Here is a 21,542-nt window from a genome sequence, read left to right as displayed (position 1 = left end):
GCCAACAACCCCAGCGCCAGCACCGCCAGGGGCTGCCACACGAGCATGAACGGCAACAACGCCAGCACCACCGGCCAATCCGCGCACCGTAGCGCTCAACGACCGATCCGTCAGCCGGTCCGCGGCAAGGTTTCCGGCGAAGCTGCCTGCCCGTAGGCCAGCAACAGCACCGACACCGCTGGGGCCGCGAATCCGGTGACCCGCGTCAGCGGCGCAACGTAGGTGAAAACGGTTGCCACACCAGCGAAACCGACCGCAGTCGTGGCTATCGACACCAGCACTGTGGCTGTGTCACCACCCGCAATTCCTCCCGGATGTTCGTCCGCGCGCGTTCTCGCTGGCACATGTCCTGTTCAAATGACAGATGTCCTGCCTCGTCACCATTGAACGCCCCACGCGTCGTCGTTCCTCATCAGTGTCGGTGGGTATCGGTAGCGTCTGGTGCTGTGGAAACTGGGGAACATATCCAAGAGCTCGCCGACCGCATCGTGGCGCTGCGCGACGCCTACTACCGGGGTTCGCCGCTGGTCGCGGACGCCGAGTACGACGCGATCGAGGACGAGCTACGTGGCCTGGTCGAGGCGCACCCCGGCCTTACGCCTGACCCGAATCCGCTGGCGCAGGTCGGCGCGCCCGCAGTGCTGCACGCCCCGATCCGGCATTCGCGTCCAATGCTGTCACTCGAGAAGGCGACCAATCCCGAGCAGGTGGCGGCGTTCTTCAACCGCTTTCCCGGCCAGTCGGTGGTGGTGATGCCGAAGCTCGACGGCTTGTCCCTGGCCCTGGTTTTCGAGGATGGGCGGCTGGTGCGCGCCGTGACCCGGGGTGACGGCACCACCGGTGATGACGTGACCATGCTGGTCCGCGCGTTGGTCGATGGTGTTCCGGAGCGGATTGACGTCCCGGGGCGGGTGGAGGTGCGTGGCGAGGCGGTGATGCTGCGTTCGACGTTCCTCGCCCACAACACGGCGCATCCGGACAAGCCGCTGATCAACCCACGCAACGCCGCGGCGGGCACGCTTCGGGCGAAGGACCCGGCCACAGTCTCCGAGCGCCGCCTGCAGTTCTTCGGCTTCGACTTGGATACCTCTGCTGGCGGCGCTGCGGTCGACCTCGGGGAGGGGCTGCGGGCACTGGGAGTCGCGGGCGCGGAGATGCGGCTATGCGCCAGCGCCCAGCAGGCGCAAGCGGCGATCACCGCGATCGAGCAAGGTCGCAATGAGCTGGACTATGACCTCGACGGCGCGGTGCTGCGGCTGGCCGACCGCGATGCCTACGCGGCGGCCGGAACTCGGTCGAACTCCCCACGTGGTGCGCTGGCGTTCAAGTTCGCCGCCGAGGAGAAGACCACGTTGCTGGCCGACGTGGTCTGGGACGTCGGCAAGACGGGCAAGATCGTCCCGGTCGCGTGGCTGGAGCCGGTGTTCGTGGGCGGCACGACGGTCACGAAGGCCACGCTGGCCAACCAAGAGGTGATCCGCGCCCGCGACATCAAGGTCGGTGACACCGTGCTGGTGCGCCGCGCGGGCGATGTGATCCCGTTCGTGGCGGGCGTGCTCGATTCCTCCAAACGCACGGGCGAGGAGCGGGAGATCGTGCCACCCACCGCCTGCCCCTCATGCGAGCAGCCGGTGACCGAGCAGGGCAATAGTCGGGAGCTGTTCTGCACCAACGTCTCATGCCCCGCACAGACGGTGCGCAGGCTGATCCACTGGGCGTCGCGGGCGGCGGCGGACATCGACGCCATCGGGCAGGTGTGGATCGAACGCCTGGCCGAGGCGGGCATCCTGGAGCGCCCGTCGGACTTCTACACGCTGACCAAGGAGCGCCTGCTCGAGTTCGACCGCCTCGGCGAGGTCTCGGCCGCGCGCATGATCGACTCGATCGATGCCAGCCGCCAGGTCGGCCTGCGCCGCGCGCTGATCGGCCTGGCGATCCCGATGGCCTCCGAAGGCACCGCCGCGCGCCTGGCCCGGGCGGGATTCGGCTCCCTGGAGGAGGTTGCCGATGCGGGCGAGGAACGGCTCGTGGCGGTGGACGATATCGGACCGAAGGTCGCTGCCTCACTGGTGGCGCACCTGGATCGTCTGCGTCCGGAACTGCAGCGGCTGCGAGAGGCAGGCGTCTGTCTGGACGTGCGCGAGGAGGACCTTCCCCCGGTCATCGCGGCCGGCGCGCCTCTGGAAGGCAAGACAGTGGTGATTACCGGCGCTATCAGCGACCCGCGCTCCGGCGAGAAGGTCGCCCGCCCGACGTTCCAACGCCTGTGTGAGAAGGCGGGCGCGGCAGCGGCGTCCTCGGTCTCGGCGAACACCGACCTGCTCATCACCGGTGCGGGGGTCGGGGAGAGCAAGCTGACCAAGGCGGCGAAGCTCGGCGTCGAGGTCGTCGACCAAGGCGAGATCTGGAACCTGCTGATCGCCGCCAAGGTCATCTAGACCTCGGCTCGCCCGGACTCATCGACCGAAACATGCCGAAATGACCCATGGCCACGTGTTCTCGACCGCGGACCGTTTCGGCCACAGGCCCCCACCGATCTCCGTACAGCCGATTATTGCGCGCCGAACGGGGCAAAGAACTCGAGTTTCACGTACTCATCGGCTTTTTCGGACGTCCGCGAGACATCGACTGTCAACCGGTCGACAGCACAAGATCGGCTTCAACTGCCCCGGATCGGCCGCCGCCAGGTCGTAGGTGATCACACTCGGTTCGGTCGATCGATGCTGAACTCGATCGTCGCCTACAGCGGAAGCGCAATCGGCACATCGATGTGTTCGACCGGCCCCCCGCACCATCACCCGTCGGCCGATAGTGACCGCGATCGCGCCTGAGACTGCCTGCCGCTCGCACAGGGTGGGGAAGGTATACCGCGGCGTAGACGCCGACGGCCTGGTCGAGCTGTACCGACGATTCTCCTGATTCCCATACGAAGTCTCTGCCGAAGAAAGGATCCGAGAGCCAGACACGTACTCAGCGTGCGAGCCTGATCAACGACGTGGAAGCCAACGGCGGTTTACGAGAATTGGCGTCAGCCGGGTAGTTTGCCGAGCAGCCAGCTGCCGACACCTGCCGGATTCTCGTCGAAGTAATAGTCGTGGATGGCTTGTAGCAGATCGTCAGTGGTGACGAGGCCGTCGCCGTCGGTGTCGAGCCTGCGGTGGATTTTGCGGGCATCGTCGGCGGGCAGGTGCATCAGTGCCCCCGTCCAGCGGAGGTACTCCTCGGCGTTCAGTTTGCCGTCGCCGTCGACGTCGGCGATCGCCATGATCGCCGACAGGAACGGCCGATAGCCCTGTTCGAATGATTTCTCGGTCACCAGCAGACCCTCCGCGAAAGCCTGCTTGTACTCGGATAGATCGACCGATCCGTCGATGTTGACATCGCCCGCCGATGCCAGGCGCCCCCACAGCTGCAAACTCAGTTGCAGCAACTGTTGCGCGGCAGGCGAATCCGGCTCGTGGCCGAACTCCGCGGCCACCGCGCGCGCCGAGCTGTCGAAATCGCTGCGCTCGATCCGGCCGTCGCCGTCGAAGTCGAACGTCTCGAACCGCCGCTCCAGCTTGCGCGTCAAGAACTCGCTGATCTCCATGGCCTGCCCCATCCACTCGAATCCGATCATGACATCGTCGCCACCGTGACTGGTAGGCCACCAGCGGAATTCTCCGCTGATCCCGACCACGCCACACCACAAATCCCGATTCCCAACCACAACGCCGTATTCCACAAACTCGCCGCTGTCGACAGTGATGACCCGCCGGCCGGCATTCGCATCGGGTAGCATCATTTGTTCGCATAGGGAGTGGGTGTGCAATTCGGCCGACCGGTGATCACACCGCGAATGGCCGCCCGGCCGCAACAGCCGCTCACTGGACGCCTGCGCAGCGGCATTTCCGGACGTTTCGGTTGAGGGCTCGTAGGTCATCGGCAGGGACGTAGTCCGGCTTCGGCGATGGAGTTCGGAGATACGTATGCAGGACACCGGTCAGCTCTGCTCTGCTCTGCTCTGCGCGCAGCCGCGGACCTGTGCTGCATCTAGGATGTTCATGTAGGTCGGGCGGGCAAATTTATTGTGCTTCAGGCTGATTGAGAGTTGTGCGCCGAGGACGCACCCGCACCGTGGGGGCTGCGCGTCGTGCGGCGCGCGAGGTTCGATCGCCCGGGACGAGCGATGCGGCTGTCTCATATGGAAAGGGGTGCCGTGAAACCCTACGAAGATGAGACGTTGCGCGGGTTGACCGAGGTGGTGCTGGGCGAACTGGCTGCGGGCGAGGTGCGGCGTGGCGGACCGTTGCCTGCTGGTAGTCCGGCGGCGGTGAAGGTTTGTGTGACCGGTCGGGTCGGTTCGGTGCTGCCGCAGGTTGGGATTGGCGCGGAGGTCGCGCTGCGGGAGCTGACGCGTGCGTTGGTGCTCGGGTCGGCAGACCCGGCCGAGGCGTGGTGTGTCGGGCACTTTGCTGCATTCACAAAAGCGGCGACGATCTCCCGCCGCTGTTGGACCTCGTCGCCGACCTCGCCGGTTGAGGGGCGGATGTGCTGACCCCCGGCAACGACCGCACGGCACTGTGGACCTCCGCAGAGCGTTACCTCGGTGCTGGCACCCGCAACTACAGCCGCTACAGCGCCGAGATGCCGGTGTCGGCCGACTACCACCCCCACGGTAGCGCCCCCGGCTTTCAACTCCCGACATTCTGGGTCGACTCCGAACACAGTGAATATCGCCGCACATCGGCCTCGTCACCGCTGCATGATATCTACTCCCACAACGACCGCTTGCTGCTCCCGGTCCATCCCGACACGTTGGCGCTACCGCACCTGCCGGGCCGTGACCTACTTCTCACCATGGCTGCCGGACCGGTGCTCGACGTGACGCCGCTGGCGAACGGCCGCACTGTCCTCGTACTCGGCGCCGACGGCGTCGGCACCGCACCGCACTTTTTGAAACTACACTTCCCGCAACGGATCTCCCGCTTCAAACGGACCATGAACGCACCCAACCTTGGCCACGAGCTGTGGAACACGACGCAGCTGCACACTGCCGGCCTGCCCGTTCTCCGCGATCTCGGCGGCGGCTTGTTCGGCAGAGACCCCGACACCGCCTGGGGGTACCTCGTCCGAGATTCACTCGTACGCGACGGGCACGATTTCGACTACACAGTGCCGTTGTTCGCCTTGTACGGCAAGGACATTCGGTCATCCGACCGCCAGCCGTTGCTGCATAATTTGGTGATTCGGTCCGGTGTCGAACCCGGGATATTCCTGGCCGAGCACATTATCAAGCCAATGATCCAGTTCTGGGTACGGGCCGTGTTCTCCACCGGCTGCCTGCCCGAATTGCACGGCCAGAACACGCTACTCAGCTTCACCCGCGACGGTCGCCACAGCCGAATCGCCTACCGCGATGGAGGGATCTACACCCTCGCCCCGCTACGCCACAGGTTCGGGCATTCCGCCGACCTGCCCCCGATGGACGTCGTGCCACGCGATGTCGCGGTCGATTGCGCTCACCTGATGAGCCTGGTCTACGACAGTTTTATGGGCCACCACGCCCTCACACGCTTGAACACATTGGGCACGGAGCTGTTTGGCTTCGATCCCGACCTGCTGCCATCGGTCGCACGCAAAACATTCGCAGACAACGACGGAACCCAACTCGTCCTTCCCCACACCGTGTACTACTACGACGATACCTGCCCACCCGACCAAGGCTGGCGCCTCGCCGATACCGGGCAAACACCGACTTGGCGATAACGCTCGGCACACACCCGCTCTCCGGCGCGGCCTATCCGCTATTGGGCATTTCAGTGCGTTGCGGGAGGCTGAACCGTTGGCGGGCGTTGTTCGCGGGCCGCAGCCGCGGGACTCGATATCGTGGTTCGCGCGAGCCACCGCTCGAGGTCGGCGGTCCCCGGAGCCGTGCTGGACCCTGGGCCGGTGGTGGCTGCCGTTCCGCACGCCACGGCGGCGGCGAGGCATTTCGCCGGCGGCCAGCCGGCGAGCAGGCCATGAACGAAACCGACGTTGAAGCAGTCACCGGCTCCGGTGGTATCCACAGCCGAAATCTGTGGTGCGGCAATGTCGTAACGTTCGCCGCCATGTGTTGCGGTGGCTCCGGCTCCGCCGAGTTTGATCACCACGTTGGGCACAAGTTCGTTCAGCCGCGATATCGCATCCTCCATGGTCGGCGCCCTGGTCAGCCGCAGTGCTTCCTCGGCGTTGGGCGCGAAGATATCGGTGGAAGCCAGAGCGGCTCGCACTCCGGGCGTGTCGACATCGACGGCTACGTCTTGGCAGTCCATCACTACGGTGATGCCGAGGTGGCGGGCGAGCTTCAGCGCGCGCACGGTGTCGGCGTCGTAGCGTAGTTGCGGCACCATCAGGACACGTGGTCGGTATTGCCGTAGCAGCGACGAGAGCGGTTGCGGGGAGCTCGGGTCCTGGAAACTGACCATCGCACGATCCTCGGGCGTGGACAGGGCGACGGTCAGGTTGCGCAGCGGCGTCGGCTGATGCCGGAAGGCGCTCTCGTCCAATTCTTCTGCGCGTGCCGCGTGAAGGACATGGGTGCTGAAAGGATCGCTGCCGAAGTCGGTCGCCCACACGACATCGTGCCCGAGTCTATGCGCGGCCATGGCCAGGGTGTAGGCGCCACCGGGCATCATTGCGAACCCGTCAGCGAAGACCTCACGGCCAGGTCGGACGGGCTCGGGTAGCCCGTGGAAGATCAGATCCACAAAATAGGCGCCCACCACGAGAATTTCCCGCCCACCCGGCTCGTCTGTGCCCATCCGATGACCGTACCTGGGGTGGGTGCGGAATATGGGCGGTCGAGATGGTCACGGCGGCGGAGTATTCATGCAGCGGGTGTTAGCTTTGGATCGGTGATGAGAATCTTGGTCACCGACTTGGACGGTACGTTGCTGGGCGGGGAGATCGCCGACCAGCGTCGGCTGTGTGCGGCGTTGGCCCGCCATCCCGAGGTGACGGTGGTTTTCGCCACCGGCCGCGGCGTGGCGTCGGTCGCCGATGCGCTGCGTGACCCGCTGGTGCCCACACCACGCTGGATCATCGCCGATGTCGGTGCCACCGTGGTCGACGGCACCGGCCTGCGGCCCGTCGGGGATATTCAGGCCCACCTTCGTACCGGATGGCCTGGAACACAACAAGTTCGGCACGCCCTGAACCGCTTCGGGCAACTGACGTACCAGCGGGTGCCGCAGGACGGGCGCTGCTCGTATCACCTGGCACCGGACCAGCTGACCGACGAACTCACCGCCGCTGTCCACGCGCTCGGATGCCGGTGGCTGTACTCCGCGGACCGCTACTTCGACGTCGTGCCGCCGAACGCATCAAAGGGCAACGCCGTGGCGGCGTTGGCCGAAAAGTTCGGTTGGCCAATGGATTCCGTCCTGGTGGCCGGTGATTCGCTCAACGATGCATCGCTGTTCGAACTGGGCACGCACGGCGTGATAGTGGGCGCCGCCGAGCCCGCCCTACACCGGGCGGTTCCCCTCGACGCGCGTATCCATCGCCCCGAGCGTCCTGGCGCGGGCGGGATTCTCACAGCACTGCACGCGCTGGGGTGGGTTGCACCGGACAACTGCGCCGAGGACCGGCACTACCTGATAGTCGGCTATCATCGACCACCGGTCCCCCGGGGTGAGCCACGATCACCGTCCAGTCCAAACGGGATTCTACCCAGCCTGACCGCCCTGTTCGCGCAGGGGTTGCCGGGCATCTGGGTCGCCGCGCAGGTCGGCGAGGACGGTGTCGACGCACGTGAGCACGAGGCCCCGTTGTCACTGCTGCCGGTGACCCCCGACGAATGGAGCGGCTACTTTCATCGCGCATGCAAGGACACACTGTGGCCGATCCTCATGTCCGAGCCGCACCGCATGCGCTTCGATACCGCGGCCTGGGCCCACTATCGTCTAATCAACCAGCGATACGCCAAGCGTATCGGCGAGCGAGCAGCACACGGCGCGACCATCTGGCTACACGACTACAACCTATGGCTCGTCCCCGGCCTGCTTCGCCAGGTCCGACCGGATCTGTGCATCGGACTGTTCCACCACACTCCATTTCCACCGCGGGAGGTGTTCGACGCCCTGCCCACAGCAGACGAAATTCGTTCCTCGCTCATACAGTTGGACTGGGCTGGATTTCACACCAATGCCTTCGCCGACAATTTTCGACAAACCCTGGTTGGCCAGCTCACACTGCCAGCCTTGGGTGTCCATCCGCTGGGTATCGACCGTCCAGCCATCGAAACACTCGCCCGCAGCCGCGCCTCACGCATACGGCCCAGCCGACACGCGTTGGTGCTCTCCGTCGAACGTCTCGATTACACCAAAGCCCCCGTACACAAGGTCGACGCCATAGCGGCGTTGCTGGAGCACCGCCCGGACCTGCACGGCCGATTGGTGTTCCGGCTCGTGTGCCCACCACCGGAACCAGGCATCTCCGCCTACGACACCACTCGGCGCGCCCTCGAGCGACGCACCACCGAGATCAACGACGCCTGGCGTGTCGGCAGTTGGCAACCGATCGACTACATCCCGCACAACCTGCCGCTCTCCGAGGTGATGGACCACTACCTGGCCGCGGACGTGTTCTGGGTGACATCCCTGCAGGACGGCATGAACCTGACCGCAAAGGAATTCGTCGCCGCCCAGTCGGCAGTGACCGGACCCGACTCCCGGCCCGGGGTACTGGTGCTGTCCCGCTACGCCGGTGCCGCAACAGAACTCGGCGACGCCGCCCTACTCACCGACCCGCATTCCCCCGAAGACCTCACCGCCACACTCGCCCGCGCACTGTCCCTCGACCACACCGAGCGCCGCACCCGCGCGAAACGTCTGGCCCACCTCTTAGGCCACGACCGCCCCATCGACTGGGCAACCCGCATCATCGACGCCATCCGCGTCCGCGCCCCCGACCCGGCCGCAGTGCCGGTCACGTACCAGCCGTCCTGATCAGCAACTCGGCAGATTCGGACACCGCGAAACACGCGAAAATCGGCAATACAGGTTGTTCCGAACCGGGGGTCCCGTGGTTGGGGTTCGTTCCCGACGAGGTCACTGCGACGCCGTCGGCCGCGGTGACCCGGGTAGCAGAACAGTTGGGGCTGGACCCGCAGGTGTTGCAGGGGTACGGGAGGCGGGCGCATACCCGTACGGATCACCTGGCGCTGGCGGCGAAGTATCTGGGGTGGAAAACGCGGTCGGCGTGCCGGGGACCCCGAAGCCGGCCGCGGCCTGCGGCGACCGGAAGGCGTAGGCGCCCGTGAAGATGATGCCCGCGTCGATCAGTCCGGCGAGCACAGTGGCGACGTTGCTGAGCATGAGTTGTCTTTTCAATCCCGGATCGGCCCTCGGCCGGGCGGGATGTTGTGGTTGAGACGGAAGATGTTCTGCGGGTCGTAGACGGCTTTGAGGCCGGCCAGCCGCCGGTAGTCCGTGGCGTTGTAGGCCGAGCGCACCTGAGTGGCGGCGTTCTCGCCGTTCATGAAGTTGAGGAACCGGCCGCCGGTGCTCCACGGCGCGATCGCCTCGAACATGCGCGCGTGCGCCGGCCGGATCTGGGTGATGTCGGCGCGTTCCAGCCGGGACACCACGTTGAACAGGTATCGCGCATCGCGGTTGCCGACGGCATTGTCCACGGCAGGCGGGTGGGCGAGCCTGCCGCCGAGGTGGCGCAGTTCGACGATGTGCGGCACCGGCGCATGGGGGCCTGCCAGATCGAGGATGGCTTGCACGGCAGTGGCGTCGAGTTCGCCGAGCATGACTGTGCCCGACTCGACCGCGCCCGGTGCGACGGGGTCGTTATAGATCGACCCGGCGTCGGCGTAGGCGAGCTCACCGAGGGTGTCGCTCATCGGGCCGATGGCCCGCAGCGGCGCCACCAGGTGCTCGCCGGCTCCGGGATCGCCGGCCGCGCAGGCGATGCGGACGTGGACGGTGTGACGGCCGCGCATCGGCTCCGGGATCGCCGGAACGTCCGGCAGGGAGATCAGCGCGATCGAGGAGTTCATCGCCTCCGGCACTGTGGCGGCCCATTGCAGGTAGGTTTCGAACACATCGGCGGCCTTCTCGACGGGGAAGACCAGTGCTCCGCCATACAGCGTGATGACCGGCATCAGCTCGATTTCCATTCCGGTCACGACGCCGAAGTTGTCCCGGCCGCCGCGCAGAGCCCAGAACAGGTCCGGCTCGCAGTCTCGGGTGACGTGCCGCAGGCGGCCGTCCGCCGTGACGACGTCGAGGCTGCGCACGTGGTCGGCGGCGTAACCGAAGCTCCGGGACAGCAGGGCAAGGCCACCGCCGAGGGTGTAGGAGACCGCGCCCACGTGCGGGGCCGAGCCGGACAGAGGAGCCAGCCCGGCCGGTGCCACCCTGTCGATCACCTGGTCCCAGCGTGTTCCCGCCGCCACCCATGCGGTGCGGGCATCGGCGTCCACCCGGACGGCGTTCATCCGCGCGGTGGTGATCAGCATTCCGCCCTCGGCGGCGACTGCGGCCGAGGCGTGCCCGGTGCCCTGCACCGCCACCGGGAGCCCACGGTCGCTCGCGTATGCCACCGCCGCCTGCACATCGGCGGGTCCGGCGGCGCCCACCACCAGGTCGGGACGGTGCCGGCGGGCGACCTGCCAACCGGCCCGTTCCTCGTCGTACTGCTCGTCACGGGGCGCGAGTACCGGCCCCAGCATCCGATCGGCCAGCCGGTTCATGATTCCTTCTTCTCGCCGCCGAGCCGGGTGGCCAGGAACCGGCCGGCACGCTCCAGTGCCGCTGCCGCCGCGGCCGATTCGTCGTCGAGCTGGAACACGTGCGGTTGGCGCGGAGCCACCTCCAACGTCACCGCGACCTCGTCGGCCGCGGCGCGTCCGGCCAGCCGTACGGCGTCGTCCAGCAGGAGCTCGCTCGAGCCGGCCTGGATCAGCAGGGGCGGCAGCCCGGTGAGATCGGCGAAGACCGGGCTCGCCTCGGGCGCCGCACTGTCACCGCCGGCGAGGTACCGATCGAAGAGCCACTCGAGATCGGCCGGTGCGAAGAACGGGTCCACTCCGTCCTTGGACCGCATGCTCGCACCGCTGAGGGTCAGATCGACCGCCGGCGAGAACAGGACCGCCGCTGCCGGCATCGGCAGGCCCGCGTCCCGGGCGCGAATCATGGTGACGACGGCCAGAGCGGCACCGGCCGAGTCGCCCGCGATCACCAGCCGCCGCGGATCGACACCAGAGTCCAGTAGCTCGCGGTAGGCCGCCAGGCAGTCATCAGGCGCGGCCGGAAACGCGTGCTCGGGCGCAAGCCGGTAGTCGAGCGAGACCGCCCGGCCGTCCAGGTGGCGCAGCAGCGCGGCGGGGAGGTGGGCGGTGGCACGCGCCGACCCGACCACGAACCCACCGCCGTGGAGATACAGCAGCACGTCCTCCCCCGCGGTGCCGGGCGTCGCCGGCCGCAGCTCCAGTGCCGGCCGCCCGCCGAGTGTCGTCGCCGACGAGCCGATGTTCGCGGGCAGGGACCGGGTGAACAGCGCCGCGTACTGCGTGCGCTGTTCGGCAATGTTGGGCATTTCGTCCTCCAGAAAATTAGTCAAGCTCCCTGATAGTCAGGCTACCTTACCATTGTGCCTGGTATTGTCAAGCTGCCTGACGAACTCGCCCGGAAGGAGGACCGCACGACGATGACGACGCGTTCCGGAACACGCGAGCGGCAACGCCAGCCCAAGCTGCCACTCCCCACCTTGCTCACGCAGGTCAGGGACATCGCGCTCGGAGGACTTCACCAGCAGCTGGCCGACGAGGGATTTGAAGGGATCCGGTACGTCCACGGCTCGGTCTTCCGGTTCATCGACGCCGAAGGCTCGCGGCTGACGACGCTCGCCGAACGCTCCGGACTCACCAAGCAGGCGATCGGCGAACTGGTCGGCGAACTGGAGGATCACGGTTACCTCGAGCGGGTGGTCGACAAGGCCGATCGCCGCGCGAAGATCATCCGACTCACCGACCAAGGCAGGATGGCCCAGGCCGCGGCCGCCCGGATCCTCGCCGACGTCGAGCAGCGATGGTCGCGGCTTCTCGGCAGGGACCAGGTCACTGTGCTGCGGCGCGCCCTGGAACAGGTCATCGCCCTCGAAGCGGTCGGCACTCCCCCCGCGTCCCCCCGGCAGTAGGCGTGCTGGCACGGCGCCGGCATGGACACGACCCCCAGACCGCAGCCCGCCGCACCCACGGTGCGAAAGGGTCCCACAAACGACCGACCAGAATCCCGATCACCAGATCGACGCTCTGCAGCGCGCTGGCGTGGCGGCCGGGAACATCTTCGGTGGCACCGCCAGCGGCGCCAAGGCATCCGGCCCGAGCTGGACCGCGTGCTGTCGCTTCTGAACTCCGGTGACACGTTGAAGTCACCCGGCTGGATCGACTGTCACGCTCGGTCCAGCACCCGATCGACCTCGGCACCGACCTGCGCGCCGCCGGGATCGGACTGCACGTGGTCGATCAGGGCATCGACGCCTCCACCATGGAGGGCCGCGCTATGTTCGGCATGCTGAGCGTGCTGGCCGAACTGCGACGCGAACTCATCGTCGCCAACACCAACGATGGCCTGGCCGCGGCCCCGCCCAGCAACTCCCCAGCCTGCAACTACGCCCCGCGACTCGCGCCGCCACACTCCCCGGCAAACTCCGCGAATTCCTCCTCCTGTAGCCCGCCCGGCAGCGCAATGAGGCCCACGCTGCGGCATCACCACAGGTCACAGCTATATTCGACCGAAACTTCGTGAGTGCTACCGGAACCCCGAACCGCAACGGTCCTGGCCCGCCGGCGGCACGGCCTATGGGTCGTGTCGGAACGGGGCCTATTGCCGGTCAGGTCGGATCGGCAATGAGGTGGTGGTACGCGGTGTCGAGAGGGATGTCGACCGCGAACCAGGCTGCGGGTCGATCGTCGTCGCGGGGGCACCAGGCGGTCGCGATACACAGTCGGGCCACTTCCTCGGTGGCCAGGCTGGGCAGATGCCACGCCATTCGGGTCGGATCTGTGTATCGCACACCGTATTCGGTGGTCGTTTTGTCCTCACCGGTCGGCAGCAGGTGCGCCCAACTGGCGGGCATCAGCCGACCGTCCGCGGCATGCATGGCGAGCAGCTCGGAATCCGGGCCGCCGATCGACACCATGAAGTGTTCGTTCTCGACACTCACGGCCGCGAGACATTCGCCGGAGTCCGGGCCGCCGTAAGCATCGGCGGGTACGTTGGTCAGTTCGGCCGAGACGACCATTCCGGACAACCCGTCGCGGGCCTGCACCTGCCAGATTCCGGCCCACATCGGGACCGGTACGCCGCCGTCCCAGGGCTGTACCTCGATGCTTCCGATCAGCAAATCAACCGTTGCGGTTCGATGCCGCCACCGGTGCAGGCACGAGCCGTTCGCCAAGCGCCACGCAGTATTCGGCTCGGCCGGTAGCGCATCCGATCCAAGCGTGACGGAGAACTCGACGGTGCCGAGGGGCGTGTCGATCACAGCTGGATGACGGTCTGCCTGTGCCAGGTGGTCGGTGGGGAGCATGCGCCCTATCATGCAGGTTTGCGTTCACGAGGAACCGGTGGGTCGCCGCACCGGTCCCCCGCTCCGCAATCCGCGTTTCGGCATTGCAGATTGCCGAATAGCGCTGCGCCTGAGCCAGGCTTGCTTCATCGCCGTGACCTCTTGGTGGGTTCGGTCTAGCGCGATATGCGGCATGAGAGATGTTGTGGAAGGTGTGGCCGTTCCTGACTGCCGTGGTCCGTCTGCCGGGTCAGTTCCGCTTCAGGGTGCCGACGCTCAGCGATCCACTCGCAGCGGTCCGCAGCCTCTTCTCTGCCGCGCGGACGTAGCTGACCGGATCCTTGTCGACGGGCTGGACGCCGGCGTAGTTCCGCGCCTCGTAAGCGGCGAAGGCGACGGCCAGCTGATGGCGGCGCGGCAGCCCGGCCATGTGGCGGAAGTCGGTCAGGCCCTCGCGATCTTCCTCGGCCATGTGACCGCTGTTGGCCGAGTTCGCTGCCGCGACAGCCGCATACCAGTCATCGGTGCCGACCCGGTGACGCGCCACTTCGGCGATCGCGTTCCTGATCTCGTTGTGGTCGTGGATAGCGTCGAGTGTCTCCTCCTCCACCCCGCCCGCACGCCGGGCCGCGAGACCCGCCTGCAGCAGCGCCGGGTAGAAGATCTCCTCCTCCGCCTGCGCGTGCAGCTCGAGGAAGGCCGCCAGCCTGTCCCAGATCACCGAAAGCACACCGGTCTCCGCGCGATCAATCTGCTCCAGGATCGCGAACAGCCGCCGCTGCTCATGGTGGTCATCGAGGATCAACTCGGTAATGTCCACAATTCCTCCCTGGTACCGCATAGGTCAGCACCGAACGCCAGGGCAGAGTGCACCTTGGGGCAGCTGGCATGTCCCTCAGGGAGCCGACGATAACCCACCGCCGAACCGCCTTGCTGCTAATACACCGGCGAGCCGCCCCGCTGCTCGCGTCCGCTTCATCGTTCATGGGACGGCCATCAACTTGCGGCCACCCGAACCTGCCAAGACTTGACTCGAGACAGACATCCTCCACATCGGACTCTTGGCATGGTGCGCACCGGGATCCGCATCCGGCGCTAACCGATCGGCAGCGCGCTCAGGATCGGGTCGTAGGCCCAGTTCAGCATGCGCTCGGCGTCGTCTTTCGCGGCGATGTCACTGTCGGGTGAGCTGTGCAGGACCACACCGATCAGCGGTATGCCAGCCCTGACCGTCTCGAACAACAGGCAGGTTCCCGCAGCGTCGGTGTATCCGGTTTTGATGCCGATGGTGCCGGGATAGTCGTGCAGCAGCGAGTTCGTGGTCTGCCAGAGATGATCGCGGTTGCCCGGGCCGGCAGGCAGGTGATAGGTCTGCGATCGGGCGATCTCGCGGAACGCAGGTAGGCTCATCGCGCGCAGGCCGAGGGCCACCAGGTCCGCCGGTGTGGAGTATGTGGAGTGGTCGGTGGGAGTGGGCAGTCCACTGGGGTCGGTGAAATGCGTTCCCGCCAGCCCCATTTGATGCGCGGTGTCGTTCATTTTGGCGATGAAGCCGTCTTGGCCGGGCCCGTAGGCCTCCGCAAGAGTATAGGCGGCGTCGCAGCCCGACGGGAGCATCATCGCGTAGAGGAGCTGTCGCGCGGTGAGCACCTCGCCGGGGGCCAGGCCTGCGGTGCTTCCGTCGTACTTGGTGCCGTAGGCGATGATTTCTTGCGGCACGGTAATGATCTGGTCGAGGTCGCCTGCGTTGATCACGACCAACGCCGTCATTACCTTCGTGATGCTGGCTATCGGGACCGGGGTATTCGGCTGTCGTGACCACAGCACCGTGCCGGTGATTCCGTCTGCCAGCGCTGCTCCCGATGCCTGCACTGCGTCCAGCTCAGGAGTTAGCCAGGGTAACTGAATATGGGCGTCGCTCGCGGCAGGGGCGGCCGAGACGCCATGACCGGCCGCCGCGACCAGCGCCCCGGCGATGGCAGTCTGCAACAATCGGGCAAATATTCGCATGGCCACATTCTGTCGTGCGACCCCGTCAACCACTGGGATTTCACCGACCCAATTGCCGCGCCGTTCCGGCGACAGCTTGCAATCGGCTGATCCAGGATGCTCTTAGCCCAACGCTTCTCGCGCGCGACCGATTGCCCACCGGCAGAAGAGCGCCGGCGGTGCTGTGACGCCGGAATTCCCGTGGTGTAGCCGAGGCCCTCGCCATAGAGTTGGCGGGCGAAGGCGGCGGCCAGGCCCTCGCTCACCACCTGTTCGCCGACGGTGACCGTCGTCGGATTCCACACCACACCGCCAGGGCTGTAGCGCAGATTGTGGTGGAGTTCGTGCACCGCGGTACGGCCTCGTCGCGCTCGTGCGCGGGCCGAGACTGGACACCAACCGTCTGCGGGTTCTTGTCCAGGCCAGCGATCGCGACGGGCTGGCTACTCCCCCGCGATCAGCACTGTACGTTCCCTGAAAGCAGGCCTTGGCGCATAGATTCGAGCTCGAGGTATTTGACCCCGTGGCGGCGACCGCTACTCGCCTGCTGAGCCAACATCTCGCGCACAAAGCACCGCGGTAATCCGTCCAACCCTGATCGTCTGGTGAGTCAGCCCGCGGTGCCCCAGGTACGGATGGTTGGGCCCGGGATGCGTCGGAAGTGCTCGATGTGCGCGGCAGACAGCTCGGCGTCCAGAGCATGCTCCATCAAATGGGCGGTAAGCTCGACGGGCGCGATCCAGCCTTGCACGAGTTCTATTGCGCACTGGTCGAGTTCGGCACATCGTTCAGGGGCGACCTCGTGCAGTACGGCACTGTGGGATCCCGGCGATCTTGCGGGCGCGTTGAAGCGGACCGTCGGGCCAGCCCCAGCACCCGGCACGTGACATGGGCGGCGTCGGGAGCGGTAGCGCGGAACCGCCACCTCATAGCGTCCCTCGAGACGGGTGATCTTTGAGTCGTCTCCTTCAAGGATATTCGCCCTGAGTTGCCGGTTGGTCGAGGTCGGCGACGGCCGCGATGATGATGCTCGAACGCCGGATGTACTCCATACGCGGCAGCCCAGATGAGGCACGGCATTGCTGGACCGCCCGTAGCTTCTGCCTACGATATGAGCTGGTAGTCCGCGATCTCGACTCGGCGGGTGCGTCGGTCGTATTCACTGACCAGTCCTGGCCAGTTCGTCGTGATCCGGCCGGTTTCGGAGCGATACCAGCTCGCACAGGAAGCCCATACCGTCGAGTCGAGCCTGCGCTGCACCTCGGTGTCGTAGCGTCGCTCGACGTCGGCGCGAACGTCGAGCGCGGTTCCTGGATGAGTGTCGAGATGCTCGATGAGTTGGCGGATGTAGCGCGCTTGGCGTTCGAGCATGTAGATGATCGACCCCGAGCCGAGATTGGTGTTCGGGCCATACATGATGAACAGATTCGGAAAACCGGGTACCGCTATGCCTAGGTAGGCCCGCGCGCCTTCGGCCCACACAGCCTGCAGTTCGCGACCGTCGTGACCTCGGATCTTCATCGGCGCCAACAGTTCCTGCGGCCGGAAACCGGTTCCGTAGATAATGGCGTCGACGTCGTGCTCTACACCGTCAGCAGTCCGGATTCCGCAGGGGGTGACCTCGGTGATGGCCTCGGTCACCACGTGCACATTGGTTTCGTTGAGCGCGGCATAGAAGTTGTTGCCGAACAGCACACACTTGCACCCGATCGGATAGTCCGGCGTCAGCACCGCCCGCAGTTTCTCGTCCGGAACTTGTATGCGTAGATTCCATTTCGCGATCCAGCCGACCAAGCGTGCGATGCTTCGAGTCCGTACAAGGCCCAAGGCGGCGATCTCCCCGCCTGACCAGCACAGCAGCCGCTCCGCGCTGTGCAGCAGTGGCCTCCGCCGAAAGGTCAACCGGTGCAGGCTACCGTACGCGGTGTCCGGCTTCGGCAGGATGTAAGGAGCCGATCTCTGAAAGACCGTGAGATCGGCCACCACCGGCTGGATCCGCGGCACGAACTGGACGGCGCTCGCACCGGTTCCGATGACCGCCACCCGCTTACCGGCGAGTTCGTAGTCATGATTCCACTCCGCGGAATGGAAGCTGACGCCCGCGAACGACTCCCGGCCCGAGATCGCCGGAATTGCCGGTCGGGACAACTGACCAGTGGCGGGCACGAACACGTCAGCATCCAAAGTCTCGCCAGTGTTTGTCTCGATTCGCCACCGTCGCGTTGCCGCATCGAAGTCCGCGCCGGTCACCTCTGTGTTGAACCGGAGGTGCGGGCGCAGACCGTAGTCGTCCACCAGCCGGTTCAGGTAGTCCTTGATATCGCGCTGCTCCGAATACCGTCTCGGCCAACTGCGATTCGGGGCGAATGAGAATGAGTAGTACGGCGACGGAACGTCGCATGCCGCACCCGGATAGGTGTTCTCCCGCCAGACTCCCCCGGCTTCGGACGCCTTCTCCAGGATGACGAAATCATGGTGACCGGAGCGCACGAGCTCCAACGCCATCGCCACCCCACCGAATCCTGCACCGACGATGACTACAGCCACAGACTCAGCCTAGATGGCCGGTGTTTTTCGCGTGGCGGGACCCGCCGGACGTAGTGGCTCGAAGCGTCGGGTGAGTTCGGGACAGGTGCCGAGGCAGGCGGATCTGCTGCGAAGGACGGCGTGTTTCCGCACCCGGCAGCGTCGCGGCGACTCGATTCAGGGTGTGCTGCATCGGGAAGGCTTCGTTTGTTCCCGGACGAGGCGTCGCTGATTGTTCACCGACATGGGGCGACGCAGCGCGCCGCCGATGATTGTGGCGGTGGTTATGGCGTTGCCACGCATCGAAAGGATTTCGGATCGGGAGGCGTTGGAGCGGTTCATTCACCGCGAGTGCCTCGCGGAGTGGTCACATTCTATCTGCGCACACCGTCTGCTTTTCGACCCAGATTGTCCTGTGGATGTTGAAGTAGACGGCTTGGTCTGCGACGGCGCCGAAGATGCCGCCTCCGCTGCGACGGCTGACTCGGCCTCGATTGCACCCGAACTACTACGATCAGGGTCCGAGTCGACGGTTTCGCGGGGAGGCCCGTTCGAGAGGGGACTGCACGCATGACCGGTTCCCAGCACGAACTAGACTAGGCGGTAACCCGAACCCGGGCACCCGCGAACCCACACCGCCGCCATTCAACCCACCCGGCGGCCAAGGGAGTCCCACTGCAGGCGCAGACCTGGCGTTCTTCGGTCCCGTTGCGGCGGGCCCGGCTGCCGACTCGCCCTGGTGCGGCCAACCCGGTCACGGGTACCGGCCGCCACCGCCGACCGGTAGCGGCAGAACGGGTCTGATCGTCGCCGGCGTTCTCGGGCTGGTGGTGGTGCTGGGAATCGGTGTGGCGATCGGCATCCTCGTCGGCGGCGACGGTGGCAGTGGATCCGCCGCTGCCTCGGCCACTACCCGGCAGGGATCGGGGCCGGGGATCTATTCGATGAACGGGATCACCAATACGTGCGACGTGGTCGACCCCACACCGTTGACCAAGTGGTCGTCCACGCCGAAGGGCGCTCCCAACCATCGGGAAACCCGGCCGTCCACCCACGACAGCGGCAGCCTGAAGTGCGATGTCGGCTACACCAGTTCAACCGGCGACGAGTTCTCCATGAACAGAGCCCGAATGAGCGTCGAGGCCGAGTTCACCGACGGGACGGCTCCGCCCTTCTACGACCATTGGAAACACGCCGACACCGCCACCGCTGGACCGGGGTCGGTCTCCGGCGACGTCACCGGAATCGGCAACCAGGGGGCCGCCCCCGCCTACGACCGTTGGAAACAGACCGACACCGCCGCCACCGGAGCGGGGCTGGCCTCCGGCGAGGTCACCGGAATCGGAGCCCAGGGCTACTGGCACACCGCGACCACCGACACCAGCAACGGAATGACCTACATCCTGGGCGTGCACGACAGCAATATTTCGGTGCGAGTAGAAGTCGCCGTCCTACGCGCAAAAGGCGAACCCCCGGTGAATCGGGACGAGCTCGACACGATCGCCAAAAACCAAGCCCAGCAGGCTCTGAATGGACTGAAGAAGGAATAAGCGCCAGAGCCATACGCGACGGTGTCCAATAGTCGATAGTGTCACCCACAACCGGGTCGTCACGTCTGGACTCCGAAAGCGGCTTGGATCACACCCGGCGTCACTCGAACGGCCGAGCGGCTCGGCGCCAGGACGCATGTGGTCAGAGGGGCTGGAGCCGGGTGTGCAGGAGGCAGAATTCGTTGCCTTCTGGGTCGGCCAGGACGTGCCAGCCCTCGGTGCCGGTCTGGCCGACGTCGACGGGGGCTGGCGCCGAGAGTGAGCAGCCGTTCCAATTCGGCGTCCTAGTCGCGGTCGGTGGCGTTGACGTCGATGTGCAGTCGGAGCTTCCCGGTCCGTGGGGCGCTGTTGAGGCGGAGGATGAGGGTGGGCTGCGGGCCGCCGAAGCCGGCGTCGGCCAGCCCGATCTCGATGCTTCCGTCGTCCTCCCCGCCGAGTTCGACGTAGCCGAGGACCTTGCTCCAGAATCCGGCGAGCCGGTTGGGGTCGCCGGCGTCGATGGCCAGGGAGTCGTCGTCGTCAACCGCGCCGTTCTGCTGAGCGCGCGTTCCAGCCGCGGCACCGGATCGCGGGAGTGCCGATATGCACTGTCTCAGCCTGGCTTCCACCGGGCAAATTACTCGATACCTCCTCTGCTGAAACAGTCGCTGGACAGTTCAGCGGAAACCCGTACGGCCCTGTGCCCCAATGTGTCACGCTGCCGGCATGGCTTCCTTGCGGGCAGATCGCATACGCGTGCTGGTGACCGTCAACCAGTTCGAATCCCACTTCCGTGGACTGGTAACACTGGCCGACGCGATAAGCAGGCATGGCCACGATGTCCGCGTTGCGGCACCCGAGAAGTGGGGCGCCTGGCTGCGCAGCAACTACGGCGTCGAGACCGTAGACGTGGGAACACGGTGGGCCGACCGCGAGTTCGACGCAGCCATCTTCGGACATCTGCTCGACCGGGACATAGACGCGTTCGACCGGATGTACATGACGGAGTTCCTCGGCGACCGGATCGCCCTGCGTGTCGCGGAAGACGTACTGAACCTCTCCGAACGGTGGCGGCCCGATGTCGTCCTGCACGAGTGCTCGGAATTCGGCGGTTACCTGGCCGCGGAGGTGCTCCGAATACCACACGTCACGGTGGATATCGGCCCGCTGCAGCTTGTGCGAAACCTCCACGAAGACCTGATCCGGCCCGCTCTGACCACTCAGCGGGCCAAACTCGGGCTTCCGGAAGAACCGTCGACACCGGGAATCCTGCGGCATCTCACGGTTTCCCTGACGCCGAAAGAATTCAATAACGCCGATCTCGACACCGCACTGGTCCGTTACCGGCACGAACCACCGGTACGTCACAATGACCAACTGCTCCCGGACGTATTCACGTCGATGCCTGGCGATAGGCCGATCGTTTACCTCTCCCTGGGCTCGATCGGACCCTTTTCACCGCGGTTCAGGGATCGAATGTCCGAAATCTACGGGGAGGTCTTCGCGGCCTTGGCCGAGCTCCGGTGTACCGCGGTCGTCTCGCTGCCGTCGCTGTACCAGGACATATTCCGGTCGCTACCGCCACACATCCATGTCCTGCCGTATGTCCCCCAGTCCCTCGTGTTAGCGAACGTGGACCTGTTCATCACGCACGGTGGATTGAATTCGATGCGCGACACGATAACCTACGGAGTCCCGCACGTGGTACTCCCCTTCTTCGCCGATCATCCCGGAAATGCACAACGCTGCGAAGCCCTCGGCACCGGCATCCACATCGATCCCATGACCGTCACCGCCTCGGATATTTTCACTGCCTGCCGGCGGACCCTCGACGACCCCGCCTACCGGCAAGCCGCGCGAGCGCTCAAACGACATATGTGGGCACTGCCGCCACAATCTGCATTCGCCGACGACCTCGGAGATCTCCTTCTAGGCTCACACCGGGAGAAATAG

Annotated in this window: 19 protein-coding genes and 1 pseudogene; 9 read left to right on the top strand and 11 right to left on the bottom strand. The window is 65.9% G+C overall.

What is annotated here, in order from left to right:
- Positions 1–110: 110 nt before the first annotated feature.
- Positions 111–239, bottom strand: a complete 129-nt coding sequence (locus OH799_RS05695) for a hypothetical protein (RefSeq protein ID WP_406276449.1) — start codon at positions 237–239, stop codon at positions 111–113.
- A gap of 207 nt (positions 240–446) precedes the next feature.
- Here OH799_RS05695 and ligA point away from each other — a divergent pair, with 207 nt between their 5' ends.
- Positions 447–2,438 (top strand): NAD-dependent DNA ligase LigA, encoded by a 1,992-nt coding sequence (gene ligA, locus OH799_RS05690; RefSeq protein WP_406276447.1) that lies wholly within the window; start codon positions 447–449, stop codon positions 2,436–2,438.
- Between the two features lie 590 nt (positions 2,439–3,028).
- Here ligA and OH799_RS05685 read toward each other — a convergent pair.
- A complete protein-coding gene (locus OH799_RS05685; RefSeq protein ID WP_406276445.1) occupies positions 3,029–3,619 on the bottom strand; it encodes an EF-hand domain-containing protein in 591 nt (196 codons plus the stop codon).
- 579 nt (positions 3,620–4,198) lie between these two features.
- Between OH799_RS05685 and OH799_RS05680 the strand changes: the two genes are divergently transcribed.
- Together OH799_RS05680 and OH799_RS05675 are read left to right on the top strand one after the other, a co-directional pair.
- Entirely contained in the window at positions 4,199–4,537 is a 339-nt protein-coding gene (locus tag OH799_RS05680) for a hypothetical protein (protein WP_406276443.1), read from the top strand.
- Positions 4,531–5,748 (top strand): hypothetical protein, encoded by a 1,218-nt coding sequence (locus OH799_RS05675; RefSeq protein WP_406276441.1) that lies wholly within the window; start codon positions 4,531–4,533, stop codon positions 5,746–5,748. The genes OH799_RS05680 and OH799_RS05675 overlap by 7 nt, the downstream gene beginning before the upstream one ends.
- A gap of 50 nt (positions 5,749–5,798) precedes the next feature.
- Here the strand turns inward: OH799_RS05675 and OH799_RS05670 are convergent, their stop codons facing one another.
- Positions 5,799–6,785 carry a carbohydrate kinase family protein gene (locus OH799_RS05670; protein WP_406276439.1) on the bottom strand — a complete coding sequence of 329 codons (987 nt, stop codon included), beginning with the start codon at positions 6,783–6,785 and terminating at the stop codon, positions 5,799–5,801.
- A gap of 96 nt (positions 6,786–6,881) precedes the next feature.
- Here OH799_RS05670 and OH799_RS05665 point away from each other — a divergent pair, with 96 nt between their 5' ends.
- A complete protein-coding gene (locus OH799_RS05665; RefSeq protein WP_406276437.1) occupies positions 6,882–8,972 on the top strand; it encodes a trehalose-6-phosphate synthase in 2,091 nt (696 codons plus the stop codon).
- A gap of 125 nt (positions 8,973–9,097) precedes the next feature.
- Complete coding sequence (locus tag OH799_RS05660) at positions 9,098–9,286, top strand: DUF4158 domain-containing protein (protein WP_406281844.1); 189 nt, start codon at positions 9,098–9,100, stop codon at positions 9,284–9,286.
- 66 nt (positions 9,287–9,352) lie between these two features.
- Here the strand turns inward: OH799_RS05660 and OH799_RS05655 are convergent, their stop codons facing one another.
- Positions 9,353–10,726 carry an FAD-binding oxidoreductase gene (locus OH799_RS05655; RefSeq protein ID WP_406276435.1) on the bottom strand — a complete coding sequence of 458 codons (1,374 nt, stop codon included), beginning with the start codon at positions 10,724–10,726 and terminating at the stop codon, positions 9,353–9,355.
- On the bottom strand, positions 10,723–11,571 hold the full coding sequence (locus OH799_RS05650) for an alpha/beta hydrolase (RefSeq protein ID WP_406276433.1): 849 nt from the start codon (positions 11,569–11,571) through the stop codon (positions 10,723–10,725). Before OH799_RS05650 ends, OH799_RS05655 begins: the two co-directional genes overlap by 4 nt.
- Positions 11,572–11,682: 111 nt before the next feature.
- On the opposite strand from OH799_RS05650, the gene OH799_RS05645 reads away from it, so the two are divergent.
- Together OH799_RS05645 and OH799_RS05640 are read left to right on the top strand one after the other, a co-directional pair.
- Entirely contained in the window at positions 11,683–12,171 is a 489-nt protein-coding gene (locus OH799_RS05645; protein ID WP_406276431.1) for a MarR family winged helix-turn-helix transcriptional regulator, read from the top strand.
- Positions 12,172–12,413: 242 nt separating this feature from the next.
- Positions 12,414–12,782, top strand: coding sequence for a recombinase family protein (locus OH799_RS05640; protein WP_406281841.1), 369 nt, complete (start codon positions 12,414–12,416; stop codon positions 12,780–12,782).
- Between the two features lie 85 nt (positions 12,783–12,867).
- Here the strand turns inward: OH799_RS05640 and OH799_RS05635 are convergent, their stop codons facing one another.
- From OH799_RS05635 to OH799_RS05615, 5 genes are all read right to left on the bottom strand, one after another.
- A complete protein-coding gene (locus tag OH799_RS05635) occupies positions 12,868–13,566 on the bottom strand; it encodes a hypothetical protein (RefSeq protein ID WP_406276429.1) in 699 nt (232 codons plus the stop codon).
- Positions 13,567–13,795: 229 nt separating this feature from the next.
- A complete protein-coding gene (locus OH799_RS05630; protein WP_406276427.1) occupies positions 13,796–14,365 on the bottom strand; it encodes a hemerythrin domain-containing protein in 570 nt (189 codons plus the stop codon).
- Positions 14,366–14,640: 275 nt separating this feature from the next.
- Positions 14,641–15,549: a D-alanyl-D-alanine carboxypeptidase family protein gene (locus tag OH799_RS05625; RefSeq protein WP_406281838.1), complete on the bottom strand. Its 909-nt coding sequence runs from the start codon at positions 15,547–15,549 to the stop codon at positions 14,641–14,643.
- The gene (locus tag OH799_RS05620) at positions 15,435–15,884 is read right to left on the bottom strand and encodes a DUF2268 domain-containing putative Zn-dependent protease (protein WP_406276425.1); all 450 of its coding nucleotides are present in this window, start codon (positions 15,882–15,884) and stop codon (positions 15,435–15,437) included. Before OH799_RS05620 ends, OH799_RS05625 begins: the two co-directional genes overlap by 115 nt.
- A gap of 754 nt (positions 15,885–16,638) precedes the next feature.
- Positions 16,639–18,081 (bottom strand): flavin-containing monooxygenase, encoded by a 1,443-nt coding sequence (locus tag OH799_RS05615; protein WP_406276423.1) that lies wholly within the window; start codon positions 18,079–18,081, stop codon positions 16,639–16,641.
- 806 nt (positions 18,082–18,887) lie between these two features.
- Between OH799_RS05615 and OH799_RS05610 the strand changes: the two genes are divergently transcribed.
- Positions 18,888–19,610, top strand: coding sequence for a hypothetical protein (locus tag OH799_RS05610; RefSeq protein WP_406276421.1), 723 nt, complete (start codon positions 18,888–18,890; stop codon positions 19,608–19,610).
- Between the two features lie 142 nt (positions 19,611–19,752).
- Here OH799_RS05610 and OH799_RS05605 read toward each other — a convergent pair.
- A pseudogene (locus tag OH799_RS05605) lies at positions 19,753–20,116 on the bottom strand (VOC family protein).
- A gap of 199 nt (positions 20,117–20,315) precedes the next feature.
- Here OH799_RS05605 and OH799_RS05600 point away from each other — a divergent pair.
- Positions 20,316–21,542, top strand: coding sequence for a glycosyltransferase (locus OH799_RS05600; protein WP_406276419.1), 1,227 nt, complete (start codon positions 20,316–20,318; stop codon positions 21,540–21,542).

This window comes from Nocardia sp. NBC_00881 (assembly GCF_045207455.1).
Lineage (GTDB): Bacteria > Actinomycetota > Actinomycetes > Mycobacteriales > Mycobacteriaceae > Nocardia.
This window is presented reverse-complemented; position numbering and strand designations above follow the sequence as displayed.